This is a genomic window from Croceicoccus ponticola (genome assembly GCF_004004515.1).
In the GTDB taxonomy this organism is placed as follows: domain Bacteria; phylum Pseudomonadota; class Alphaproteobacteria; order Sphingomonadales; family Sphingomonadaceae; genus Croceicoccus; species Croceicoccus ponticola.
Window position 1 is genome coordinate 334,262 of the sequence record NZ_RXOL01000003.1, and the last position, 12,918, is coordinate 347,179.

8 protein-coding genes are annotated in these 12,918 nt (G+C 62.5%); 3 read left to right on the plus strand and 5 right to left on the minus strand.

The genetic code is table 11. The features are described from left to right. Nucleotides 1-135: 135 nt before the first annotated feature. Genes EKN06_RS09600 through EKN06_RS09610 form a run of 3 tightly spaced genes read right to left on the minus strand, consistent with a single transcriptional unit; the run spans nucleotide 136 to nucleotide 5,930 of the window. Complete coding sequence (locus tag EKN06_RS09600) at nucleotides 136-1,557, minus strand: efflux transporter outer membrane subunit (protein ID WP_338068085.1); 1,422 nt, start codon at nucleotides 1,555-1,557, stop codon at nucleotides 136-138. Then, entirely contained in the window at nucleotides 1,554-4,766 is a 3,213-nt protein-coding gene (locus EKN06_RS09605) for an efflux RND transporter permease subunit (RefSeq protein ID WP_127612661.1), read from the minus strand. Before EKN06_RS09605 ends, EKN06_RS09600 begins: the two co-directional genes overlap by 4 nt. Before the next feature lie 3 nt (nucleotides 4,767-4,769). Beyond that, a complete protein-coding gene (locus tag EKN06_RS09610; protein WP_127612662.1) occupies nucleotides 4,770-5,930 on the minus strand; it encodes an efflux RND transporter periplasmic adaptor subunit in 1,161 nt (386 codons plus the stop codon). Between the two features lie 93 nt (nucleotides 5,931-6,023). Here EKN06_RS09610 and EKN06_RS09615 point away from each other — a divergent pair, with 93 nt between their 5' ends. Further along, the gene (locus EKN06_RS09615) at nucleotides 6,024-6,638 is read left to right on the plus strand and encodes a TetR/AcrR family transcriptional regulator (RefSeq protein ID WP_127612663.1); all 615 of its coding nucleotides are present in this window, start codon (nucleotides 6,024-6,026) and stop codon (nucleotides 6,636-6,638) included. Nucleotides 6,639-6,677: 39 nt separating this feature from the next. Here EKN06_RS09615 and EKN06_RS09620 read toward each other — a convergent pair whose 3' ends face one another. Both EKN06_RS09620 and EKN06_RS09625 read right to left on the minus strand, forming a co-directional pair. After that, a complete protein-coding gene (locus tag EKN06_RS09620) occupies nucleotides 6,678-7,712 on the minus strand; it encodes an NADP-dependent oxidoreductase (RefSeq protein ID WP_164844020.1) in 1,035 nt (344 codons plus the stop codon). Nucleotides 7,713-7,808: 96 nt separating this feature from the next. Continuing rightward, on the minus strand, nucleotides 7,809-9,248 hold the full coding sequence (locus EKN06_RS09625) for a glycosyltransferase family protein (protein ID WP_127612665.1): 1,440 nt from the start codon (nucleotides 9,246-9,248) through the stop codon (nucleotides 7,809-7,811). A gap of 288 nt (nucleotides 9,249-9,536) precedes the next feature. Between EKN06_RS09625 and ku the strand changes: the two genes are divergently transcribed. Next, on the plus strand, nucleotides 9,537-10,373 hold the full coding sequence (ku, locus tag EKN06_RS09630) for a non-homologous end joining protein Ku (protein ID WP_127612666.1): 837 nt from the start codon (nucleotides 9,537-9,539) through the stop codon (nucleotides 10,371-10,373). After that, a complete protein-coding gene (ligD, locus tag EKN06_RS09635; RefSeq protein WP_127612667.1) occupies nucleotides 10,373-12,889 on the plus strand; it encodes a DNA ligase D in 2,517 nt (838 codons plus the stop codon). The genes ku and ligD overlap by 1 nt, the downstream gene beginning before the upstream one ends. The last annotated feature ends 29 nt before the right edge of the window (nucleotides 12,890-12,918 follow it).

A 12,918-nucleotide genomic window follows, 5' to 3' on the forward strand; every position in this document is an offset into this window, starting at 1 on the left:
CTAAACTAGCGCAATCGTAACGGCCGCGCCGACGAAATCGTCAGCACTTTAAGGCGTTACCACTTAGGCATCGCGATGCCCGGCCAAAGGCGCTCTCGCCTGCCACCACTTGCCCTGCGATAATGTCCCGCGCACCTAACTTTCCCCATCACCGGATTCAAAACCGCCGCCCAGCGCGACGAACAATGTCGTGCGATTCTGCAGTTCGGCCCGCCGCGTCGCGATAAGCGTCTGTCGGGCTTCGAACAGGTTGCGCTCGGCGTCCAGCACCTCGAGATAATCGGCAACGCCTTCGCGATAACGCAATTGAGCTACCCGTGCGATCTGCTGCTGCGACGAGACAGCACGTTCGAGCGTTGCGACTTGTTCGGCCAGGTAGCGTCGACCGGCCAATGCATCGGCAACCTCCCTAAAGGCGGTCTGTACGGCGAGATCGTAGTTCGCGACCTCTTCCACCTCCCGCGCCCTCGCGAAATCGAGGTTTGCATCCCGCGCGCCGAAATCGAAGATCGGCAGGTTGATCGACGGACCGAAACTCCATCCCAAGGCATCCCCCGAAAACAGCCCGTCGAGCGAACCCGAAGCAAAGCCGGCACTGCCGGTCAAAGAGATCGACGGGAAGAACGCGGCCCGCGCGGCACCGATATCGGCGCGTGCGGCACGAAGCTGTTCCTCTGCCGCGACGATATCGGGTCTGGCCAGCAGCAGGTCGGATGGCAATCCGGCATCGAGGCGGCGACCGTCGACCTGTTGCGTCAGCGACAAGCCGTCGGGAAGGTCCACCGGCATCGTCCCGCCGACAAGCACGGCGAGGCGGTTGCGCAAGCGCGCCGCCACCAGCCTCTCGGACGCAAGCTGCTGTTCGGCTTGTGTCAGCAGAGTTTCGGCCTGACGAAACGGCAGGGCCGATGTCACCCCGGCATCCAGCCTCAGTTGCGCGATGCGAAGCCCTTCGCGCCGGCTTTGCGCCGTCGCCTCGGCAAGGGCGATCTGCTCTTCGGATTCGAGAATTGCGAAATAGGTGTTGGCCGTGTCCGCGATCAGCGAAAGATAGAAGGCCCGCTGCGCCGCCACCGTGGAAAGGTATTGCGCGCGGGCCGATTCCGAAAGGTTCGCGACGCGGCCCCAGAATTCGAGTTCGAAGCCGGTCACTCCCACGCCGATGTCGAACCGGTCGTAGGTATATGGCCCGTTCGCTGCGCCGACCGATGTCGATTGCGCCTGCCTCGTACGCGTCGCACCGCTGCTTGCCACGACTGCGGGCAGGCTGTCGCTGCGCTGGATCCGGTATTGCGCCCGCGCCTGTTCAATGCGCGCCGTGGCGGCGACCAGATCGCGATTGTTGGCCAGCGCGCTCGTCAACATGGCTTTGAGCCGCGGATCGGCGAACCAGTCGCGATAGGACATCTGCGAAGCTGTCACCGTGCCGTCGGGCGCGTATTCGGCGTCATAGGCCAGCGCGGTCGCCAGCTCTGGCCGCACGTGTTCGGGCGCAAGGTTGACGCATCCGGTCAGTGCCAGCGACGCCGTGGCGATGAGAAGGAGGCGCTTCATCATGCCGGCTCCTTCCCGTCCGCTTCGATTTCGGCAGACGCGCCCACCGGATGCGGCTGCCCCCTGCCAAGCTTCCGCCGGACCAGCAGGTAAAGGACCGGGATGACGAAGATGCCGATGGCCGTTGCCGCGATCATCCCGCCCATCACGCCCGTGCCCACCGCGATCCGGCTGGCTGCGCCGGCGCCGCTCGCGAACACCAGCGGAATCATGCCCATCGTAAAGGCGAGCGAGGTCATGATGATCGGCCGGAGCCGCAATCGCGCAGCGGATTTGACCGCGTCGATGCGCCGTTTTCCGGTCGCCTCTTCCTCTATCGCGAATTCCACGATCAGGATCGCGTTTTTGGCTGCAAGCCCGATAATCGTGATGAGCCCGACGTTGAAATAGACGTCCGCCGAAAGGCCACGCAGCAAAGAGGCGATCACCGCGCCCAGCACGCCCATCGGAACGATCAGCAAAACCGCCAGCGGCACCGACCAGCTTTCGTAAAGCGCGGCCAGCAGCAGAAACACGACGACCACGGACAGCCCCAGCAACATGCCGATCTGTCCGCCGGCCTGCTTTTCCTCGTACGAAACGCCGGTCCATTCGAACCCGATGCCCGCGGGAAGCTGCGCAGCGAGGTTTTCCATTTCAGCGAGCGCGGCACCGGACGATTCGCCGGGGGCGGCCATTCCCGAAAGTGTCATCGCGGGATAGCCGTTGTAGCGCGAAAGACTGACCGGTGCAGCCGACCATTTGACGGTCGCGAACGCTCCGAACGGAACGGGCGTTCCTTCTGCATTCGGAATACGCAAGGCCAGCACGTCTTCGGGCGTCATGCGTTCGGATGCGTCGGCCTGGACCAGAACGCGCAGGACGCGGCCCTGATAGTTGAAATCGTCGGCATAAGACGAACCGAACTGGATCGACAGGGCGCTGTTCACATCCGTCATGGACAGGCCCAGCGCCTGAGCCTGTACCCGGTTGATGTCGACGTCGAGCGTGGGGCTGTCGCCCTGTTCTTCCGGCCTGAGGTTCGCGACCACAGTGCTTTGCGACGCCATGCCCAGCAACTGGTCGCGCGCGTGGATCAGCGCTTCGCGGCCAAGTCCGGCGCGGTCCTCCAGTTTCATGGTAAAACCGCTCGCCTGGCCCAGCGATTGGATCGGCGGCGGTTGGATGGCAAAGGCGATGCTGTTGTCGATCGAAGCGAACGCCTCGTTCGCACTGGCCAGCATGGCCTCAGCACTGTTTTCGCTGCCGGTTCTTTCGCTCCAGTCCTTGAAGGTCGTGAAGATCATCGCGTTGCTCTGACCTTGGCCAAAGAAGCTGCGACCGCGCACGACCACCATGTTTTCGACTTCGTCCCGCGACTGCCAGAAAGCCTTTATAGGTACGATGGATTCCTCCAGCCGTTCGGTCGTGGCGCCCGGAGGAGCCTGCACGACGCTGATGAGGTAGCCCTGATCCTCGTCAGGCAGAAACGCGGTGGGAAGCCGCAGGAACAGCAAGCCGGTCACCACCGACAAGGCGACGAAGACGGCAAAGGCGCGCATGGGCCGCGCCAGGATGCGATCGTTGGAACGCCCGTACTTGCCGGTCATGTTGCCGAACCAGTGGTTGAAGCGCCCGAAAAATCGCGTGGTGTGCCAGCGCCCCTGCGCCAGCCTGTCGCGCCAGCCGGAGCCCTTGGGCAAGGTTGCATCCGCATCCCTTGCCTCATGGTCATCCGGCTTCAGGAACGTCGCGCACAGAGCCGGGGTGAGCGAGAGGGCAAGCACGGCGGAGAAGAAGATCGAGACCGCCAGAGTGACTGAAAACTGACGATAGATGCCGCCGGTCGACCCCGGAAAGAACGCCATCGGCAAGAACACCGCGATCAGGACCAGCGTGATGCCGACGATGGCACCGGTGATCTGGTCCATCGCCTTGCGCGTTGCTTCAAGCGGGCCGAGCCCTTCTTCGCGCATGATGCGTTCGACGTTTTCGATCACCACGATGGCGTCGTCGACAAGGATGCCGATCGCCAGAACCATGCCGAACAGCGACAGCACGTTGATGGAAAACCCGAACATCCACAGGCCTAGGCATGCGCCTGCCAGCGCGATCGGAACCACCAACGCCGGGATGAGCGTCGCGCGCCAGTTTTGCAGAAAAAGGTACATAACGAGGAAGACGAGTATCATCGCCTCGATCAGGGTCTTGATCACTTCATCAATCGATGCCTGCACGAACGGCGTGGTGTCATAAGGGATCGACCAGACCACGTCTTGCGGCAGGCTTTGGCCAATCTCGGCAAGGCGGGCCTTCACACCAGCCGCCGTGTCGAGCGCATTCGCCCCGGTCGCCAGCTGAATGGCCATGCCGGCCATTGGCTGACCGTTGCGCTCGGTAGAAACCGAATAGTTCTGCGCGCCGAGTTCTACTCGGGCGACATCGGCCAGACGGACAACCGCACCGCCCGAAGTCGCGCGCAGGATGACGTTTTCGAATTCCGCTGCCGTTTGGAAACGGCCCTGACTGGATATCGCGGCGGTGATCTGCTGCCCGTCGATAAGGGGCAGTTCGCCGATCGCCCCGCTTGCGGTCTGCGCGTTTTGTTCGCGGATCGCGGCAACGACGGCGGTGGGCGACAGGCCGTATGATGCCAGCGCCTGGGGATCGAGCCAGATGCGCATGGCATATTGCGAGCCGAACAGCTGCACGTCACCGACTCCGGGAACCCGGCGCAATTCGTCGACGACCTGGACCGACGCGATGTTGCCAAGGTCGGTGGTGGACAGGCTGCCGCTTTCCGAAGTCAGCGCAACGATCATCAGGAAACCGTTTGAGGCCTGCCGAACGGTGATCCCCTGCTGTCGCACCGCGTCGGGCAGTCGCGCCTCGACCGTGCTTAACCGGTTCTGGACTTCGGTCTGGGCGATGTCGATGTCGGTCCCGGATTCGAAGGTCAGGGTGATGCTCGCAGTGCCGTTGGATAGGCTGGATGAGGCCATGTAGAGGAACCCCTCCACCCCGTTCAGTTCCTGCTCGATCACTTGCGTGACGTTGCTTTCCAGCGTTTCGGCATCGGCGCCGGGATAGGCCACGCTGATGGTCAGCGACGGCGGTGCGACCTGCGGATATTGTTCGATGGGCAGTGAGCGCAGGGCAATGATGCCCGCCAGCAGGATACCGAGTGACAGGACCCATGCGAAAATGGGTCGATCGATGAAGAAACGGGCCATGGCCTACTTCGCTCCGGCGGCTTGCTTCGCGCCAACTTTGGCTGCGTTGCGCCCGGTCGGAACCGGGGTCGCCATGACCGGCGCGCCGGGCCGGATTTTTTGAAGATTGTTTACGATCACGCGATCGCCCGGCTTCAGACCGCTTTTCACGATCCACTGTCCTGCGACCATCGTGCCCAGTTCCACCTTGCGCATAGCGGCCTGACCCTTGGCGTCGACGATATAGACCGAACCGCCGGACTGGCCGAGCATCACGGCCCGCTGCGGCACGGCGATCCCGCCCGCGGCAAGCCCGGCATAGATGCGCGCCTTGACGAATTCGCCAGGGAGCAACCTGCCGTTGGAATTGGGAAATTCGGCGCGGATTTCGATCGTTCCCGTGCTTTCGTCCACCGTCAGCGCCAGAAAGTCGATGTAGCCGGGCACCGCATATTCTTCGCCATCGGCCAGGATCAGGCGGACCTCGATCCGGTCCGGATTTTCCAGTTCGATGACGCCGGAACCGATCTGGTCACGGATGGCGAGCAGCTCGCTGGCCGATTGGGCGAACGTGACGTAGACCGACTCGGTCTGTTCGATTCGGGTCAGCAGCGTACCTTCCGTCTGGCTGACCAGCGCACCTTCGGTGACTTCTGCCCGCCCGGCCCTGCCGCCGATTGGGGCGCGAACCGTGGTGTAGCCAAGCTGGAGCGAAGCGGCATCGAGCTGGGCGCGGATTTCCGCCACACCGGCGTCGGACTGCCGCGATGCCGCAACGGCTGCGTCGAATTCCTGTTTGCTGATCGCGTTTTCGGCGACGAGCGGGCGGTACCGATCGACCACTGCCCGGGCATTTGCGGCGGTTGCGCGGGCACGCTGAAGGCTGGCCTGCGTCTGCGCATAGCTGGCGCGCAGTTCGCGCGGGTCGATGCGGAAAAGCGGCTGTCCGGCCCTGACGAAAGTGCCTTCTTCATAGAGCAGCCGCTGCACGATCCCGGTAACGCGGGCGCGCACTTCGGCTGTCCGGACCGGTTCGACCCGGCCGGGCAGTTCGACTACGTTAGGCAGGCTTGCCGCTTTTACCGTATAAGTCTTGACCGGAACGGCCGCAGGCGCGGCAACGTCATCAGCCGCAGAACATGCGGTCAGCAACAGGGCAAGAGTGCCTGCCAGTATGGCTTTCATGAAAAAGGGCTTTCCAAGCGATTGTGCAAGTGCGAAGGTGTAATAGACATTACACAGGTGGTGAGCAAGGGCTTGGAGGATGGATTTTGAGAAATGGTCGTAAGACAGGAATGTGACAGGCTGGACCGCCGGCGCGAGGCTATCCTTTCCGCGGCAAGAGTGCTTTTTGTTTCAAAGGGTTTCGAGCAGACGACGCTGGGTGACGTGGTCGAACGCGCGGGCGGTTCGCTTGCGACCGTATACAAGCTTTTCGACAACAAGGAGGGACTGCTGGAGGCGGTCGTCTTCGACCGTATCGTTTCAGGAGAGGAAATGATTCGCCGTATCGTGGACGAAGAGCGTGATCCGGCGATGGCCCTGACGCGTATAGCCAAAGAGTTGCAACGAACCCTGCTCGACCCCGACGAAATCGCACTGGTGCGCGTGGTCATCGCGCACAGCATCCGCAACGAGATGTTTGCCGAACGATTCTTTTCGTCCACAGCCCGTTGCTCGCGCCTCGCACTGCAAGAAGCTTTCGAACGTTGGGCGGGACAAGGCGTAAAGCTGGCCGGTGAACCGCGCGACCTTGCCGACCTGTTCATCGGCATGATCGTCAGCGATATGCAGACCCAGGCGATCAGCCATGGGTTCGATGGCACGCCGACTTGCGATACGATCGCTTTCCGCCTGCAATTTTTCCTGCGCGGCGCCGGCCTGGCTAACTGAGCCTATATCGAACAGCCGGGCAACGTGCCCGGCCCCGCGTCAATCGGCTCTTTCGGGAAGGTCCATTTCCAGCACCGACTTGCCCACCGTCCTGCCGCTCATCAATTCGCAGAAAAGCCTGGGGGCATTGGCGATGCCGACCATTTTGTTCTCGCGATAGTTCAGCCAGCCCGACCGCAACCCGTCGATGTTGGTTTCCAGCGCGGCGTCCAGATGTTCGCCATAGCTGTAGAGCAGGAACCCTTTCAGCTCGAGTTCGCGGGTCACGATCTGCCAAGCATTGTACAACGGCGGCGGATCGTCCGCACGGTTGTATCCCGCGATCATCCCGCAACAGACGATGCGGCCGAACGTGTTCATGTTGTTGAACATCGCGTCCAGCGTCGGCCCGCCGACGTTGTCGTAGTAGATGTCGACGCCTTCGGGACAAGCCTCGCGGATCGCGGCGTCGAGATCGTCCGTCGACTTGTAGTCGATCACCGCGTCATAACCCATTTCGTCGAGCGCGATGCGGCACTTTTCCGGGCCGCCCGCTATGCCCACGACGCGGCATCCCTTGTGCTTGGCATATTGCGCACCGATGTGGCCGACCGCGCCGACCGCGGCGCTCATCACCACGGTTTCGCCGGGCTTCATCCGTCCGATGACGTCGAGCCCGACGATGGGCGTCTGCCCCGATCCGCCCAGCACGCCGACGTAATAGGTCAAAGGCATGTCCGCGGCGATATCCAGCTTCGTCAGCAGGACCGTGTCGGCGTTGACGATGGTGTAATCTTCCCACCCCATCAGGCCGCGCACGAAATCGCCGGGGTCGTATCCTTCGAGGTTTGATTTAACGACCTGCCCCATCGACAGCGCCATCAGCGTGCCGCCGATCGGAATGGGTTCGAAATAATTCTTGTCGTTATCGTCCAGCCAGCCGCGGATCGCGGGTTCCATGGAAATGGCCCGCACGCGCACCAGCATCTCGCCCGGCCCCGGCTCTGCTGCCTCGCCCGTTTCGATGCGGAAATTGTCTTCCTTCGGATTGCCATCGGGCCGGCTGGCTAGCACGACTTTGCGATTCTGGAGCACGGTGCTCTCCCTTGTCATCTTTTTCAGGCCAATCAATCGACGAAGCCCGGCGCCGTTCAAACTCTCTTATCTGGCAGGTAGTGCGCAGTCCGTGCGTCAGATCATCGGTTTTGCTGTAAATGGCCGCATTCCGGGCACGCAGCGCGGCAGCTTGCGTGCAACCTTTGCCTGGCCGGGCCCGATTTCGTACAAGAAATAGGCCTTCCCGTCATAACCTGCGGGCACGGATCCGATCCGTACGATCTCGGGCCTCGATCGGAGGCGGAGGTTGCTCAACAAATAAAACCGCCCGTCGCGGCGCGCCCTTGCCTCCAGCCAGCCGACCAATTCTTCGACCGTCGCAAAGCGTTCCTGCTGGTTCCAGCGGATCAGGTCCTGCATGCAGTCGGCCCGGGTCCGTTCGAACAGGATGCCAGTCATCGCCGAAACGCCCTGTCCATGCTGGGTGGGCAATGCGGCCCAGTGTTCGTCGCGCAATCCAAGATCGCCGATCAGCCTTGCGGTTTCGGGCGCGGTATCGAACGGCCGCGCAAGGTTGTTGCCCGCCGTCGCCAGTCCGGCGACCGCAATCAGCACCAGCCAGAAGGAAAAGAGAGAGTGCAGCCTTCCGCCTTGGACAAGAGCTCTCCACACCAGCGCGATCAACAGCACGGCGGCGAGCATCATGTGCCGGTTCTGCAAAGGGTAGAGGAAGAAAAAGAAGGCGAGCATCGAAGCGAGGAACGCGGTCATGGCGACCCGGTCTGCGGGTCGACCCCGCGTCTGGACCCACACGATGAGCAGAAACGGAGCCCACAGCGTCCAGCTCGCAACGGTCGGCAAAGGCATGTCCCACATGGGCCGATCGATCCCCTGCACGGGGAAAAACAGGATCGAGACCCGAGCCAGCCAAGCCTCCACGCTACTGAAATCGTGGTTCGATGGCGGATAGATCGGCACGACATCGGGCGCGGGCAGGACCGTCCATGCCGACACCAGCCCCAGCAGTACCCAGAACGCCAGCCCCGGCCACCAGACCGACCGTTCTTGCCAGCGGAACCAGACGAAGATTACAGAGATAACGCCGAACAGAAAATCTGTGAACGGCAACATCGCGATCAGGAACCAGACCAGCCGCCGCCGATCCCAGAACGCGACAATCGCGAAGATCAACATGACGCCCAGCGTATAGCCGCGCGAGATGGTGTTGAATTCGAACAGGACGAATTCAGACAAGGCGATCAACAACCGCGCCCAGCGTGGAAACGGGCTTTCGAACAGGATCAGGTATTGCGTGACGAACCCAAGCAGCAGGGCTGCTGCCGGCAATGCCGCATAAGGGCCCAAAACTTCACTCAATCCCCGCAGCAACAGGTACCAGAGCGGCGGATGTCCTTCATAAGACAGGTTTTCCAGCAAAGCACCGACATCGGGCGACTGCACTGCGATCTGCAACGCCTGCCATTCGTCGACGAATGGCCGGTGGGTCAGGGCAAGCCATGCCTGCAACGCGAATACCAGCGCTGCGACGACTGGCCAAGCGAAGCGCGAAGCCAACAGCCTCGCCAGTCCGGTCGCGGCCAGAAATGCGTCCCGGTTTCGCCACAGGCGCGCCACATGACCGTCCGACGAAGCAGAGCGGTTCGCAGGCAGGCGTCGATCCGATGGCGGCGGTATATTCAAACACGAACCCGAGAGACGAAGGACCGCTGAACCCATACGACACGCTAACGGCCCGCGATAGCGGCGCGCGGCGCTTTTCCCGATCCTGCCGCTTGCGCACATGGGTCCGCGATGAAACAATTGTCCTGCTCGAACGCTTGTGCAGCAACAAGGAGTGCGATGATGGCGGCAAGGGCATACTGGCAGGGGCAGATCAGGCTCGCGCTCGTTTCGATTCCGGTCGAAATCTATGCGGCCACGAAATCGGGCGCGCGGATCAGTTTCAACCAGATTCACGAGCCGTCGGGCAAACGCATCGCTTATGAAAAGGTGGTGCCCGGAATCGGCCCGGTCGATCGCGACGAGATCATCCGCGGGTACGAGGTGTCCAAAGGCAACTATGTCCTGTTGGAGGACGAGGAAATCGAGGCGGTCAAGGTCGAGAGCAAGCGCACGTTGGAACTCGTGCAGTTCGTCGATGCGTGCGAAATCGACCCGCTTTATTTCGAAAAGCCTTATTACGTCGCGCCGCAGGACGACCTGGCCGAAGAAGCCTTCGTCGTTTTGCGAGAAGCATTGCGCAAGGCGAAGAAGGTCGCGCTGGGCCAGCTTTCGGTGCAGGGGCAGGAAAAGCTGGTCGCGATCAAGCCGTGCGGCAAGGGGCTCTTGCTCGAAACGCTGCGCTACGAAGACGAGGTTCGAGGGGGGCAGGAGTTCTTCGACGGGATCGAGGATGCGAAACCGAAAAAGGAACTGCTCGACCTTGCCACCGCGCTGATCGACCAGAAAACCGCCCCGTTCGATCCGGGCGAATTCCACGATCGCTATTCCGACGCGCTGAGAAAGCTGATCGCCAGGAAAGCGAAATCTAAAACCGGCAAGGCGATCATCGAGGATGCGGGCGACACCGCCGACAAGGGATCGAACGTCATCGACCTGATGGCCGCGCTCAAGCAATCGGTCGGGCAGGACAAGCCGCCCGCGAAGAAATCGGTGACCCGCAAGCGCAAGTCCGCCTGATGCCCGCCAAGGACCTGCTCGCAGAATATAACGCCAAGCGCGATTTCGCCAAAACGGCGGAACCTGCGGCCAAGGGCGCAGCGAGGGGCAAAGGTGGCGGCAACCTGTTCGTCGTCCAGAAGCACGATGCGACGCGGCTGCACTGGGACTTGCGGCTGGAAGTCGACGGCGTGCTGAAAAGCTGGGCAGTGACGAAAGGGCCATCCCCCGATCCCGACATCAAGCGGCTGGCGGTGAGGACCGAAGACCACCCTTTGTCCTATGCCGATTTCGAGGGCGTCATACCCAAGAGCGAATATGGCGGCGGCTCCATCATGGTGTGGGACCGGGGAACCTGGGCGCCGATCGCGGGCAAAAGCGCGAAGGACATCGACGAAGGCCACCTGCACTTCACGCTGCACGGCGAAAGGATGAAGGGCGATTGGCTATTGATCCGGCTGAAGCCTCGCCCGGGCGAAAAGCGCGAGAACTGGTTGTTGCGCAAGATCGGCGACGAATATGCGCAGGATGGCGACCCCCTGGTCCAGCGCGCACTGACGAGCGTGCTGACAGGGCGGTCGATGGCGGAAATCGCCTCAGCCCAGCAGGGCGATGATCCGCCGGTTGGCCAGCAGAACGACGCCTTCGTCGCCCGGATGGAAAAGGCGTCGTCCTCCAATTCGTCACCAACCAAATCGCGCAAGGCAGCCGACGCGCCGATTCCGAAATTCCGCAAGCCGCAGCTGGCGACGCTGGTCGACGACGTGCCCGCCGGCAACGGCTGGATGCACGAAATCAAGTTCGACGGCTATCGCGCCATCGTCGCCGCCAAGAGCGCGGACGTTCGCATTTATACCCGCAACGGCAAAGACTGGACCGACAAGTTCGCGCCGCTAGTCGCCGCGCTGGCCACGCTCGACTTGCCTTCGTGCCTGATCGACGGAGAGATCGTTGCCACCGACGCGCGCGGCAATCCCGATTTTTCGGCGCTCCAATCCGTGCTGAAACGCGGGCACGGCGCGCAGGGCGATGGAGACGCCCTGTCATTCCACGCATTCGATTGTCTCGAACTGGCGGGACAGGATCTTGGCCCGCTACCAAATATCGAGCGCAAGGAGCGGCTGGAGGCGCTGCTGTCCCAAGCCCGGCCGCCGATCCACGTCGCCGACCATGTCATCGGCGCGGGCGAAAAGCTGTACGATGCGATGTGCCGCGCCGGGCAGGAAGGGATCATCTCCAAACGGATCGACGCGCCCTATGCCTCTCGCCGGTCGCGCAATTGGGTAAAGGTGAAATGCACCCGGCGACAGGAATTCGTGATCGTTGGCTGGAAAGCATCGAGTGCCAAGGGTCGCCCTTTTGCATCCCTGCTGCTGGCCCAGCACGAAGGCGGGGGCCTGATATACAGGGGCAATGTCGGCACGGGTTTTGCCGCCGACGATCTTGACGATCTGACCGCAAGGATGAAGCGGCTGGAGCGCAAGACCTCCCCTGTGGATGTGGGCAAGACCGAGGCGCGCGGCGTTACGTGGGTCAGCCCGCAGCTCGTCGCCGAAATCGCCTTTGCCGAATTCACCGCCGACGGGCGCGTACGGCACGGCAGCTTTATCGGCCTGCGCGGGGACAAACAGGCTTCCGAGGTTGCGCCCGAAACATCCGACGATCCGCCCATCCCGGAACCCGTTGCCATCACCAGCCGCGATCGCGTGGTCTTTCCCGAAAGCGGGCAGACCAAGGGCGCGCTGGCCGATTATTACGCCACCATCGCGCCGGTCATGCTGCCCTTTGCCGCGCGTCGTCCGATCAGCATCGTCCGCTGTCCGCAGGGGCGCGGCAAGAAATGCTTTTTCCAGAAACACGACAGCGGCGCGCTGGGCGATGCGGTGCGCCATGTTCCGATCCGCGAAAAGGACGGCGGGACCGAGGATTACCTTTACATCGAAGATATGCGCGGCCTGCTGCAATGCGTGCAGATGGGCACGATCGAATTCCACGGCTGGGGCGCAAGGACCGACGATGTCGAAGCGCCCGATCGCATGGTGTTCGACCTCGACCCCGACGAAGGGCTGGACTTCACCGACGTTAAGCGCGCCGCTAACGACATTCGCGCGCGGCTTGCCGACATAGGCCTCGTCAGTTTCGCGATGCTGTCGGGCGGCAAGGGTGTGCACGTCGTGGTGCCCCTGACGCCGGGGCATGGCTGGGACGCGCACAAGGATTTTGCCCGCCGCTTTGCCGAAGCGCTGTCGATCGCCGAACCGGACCGCTTCGTCGCGACGATGAGCAAGGCGAAGCGCAAGGGCAAGATATTCATCGACTGGCTGCGCAACCAGCGCGGATCGACCGCCGTCCTGCCCTATTCCGCCCGCGCCCGCGCCGGGGCGCCAGTCGCGGTGCCGATCGCGTGGGGGGAACTGGAGCGACAGGACAACGCGCATCCTTTTTCGATCGACGATGCCAAACGGCTGCTGGACCGGGCGCAATCGAAATCTCTTGCCGGATGGGGCTTTGCCGATCAGGCCCTGCCCGATGTCTAGGGCGGCGATGCCCCCCTTCACGAAGCCGC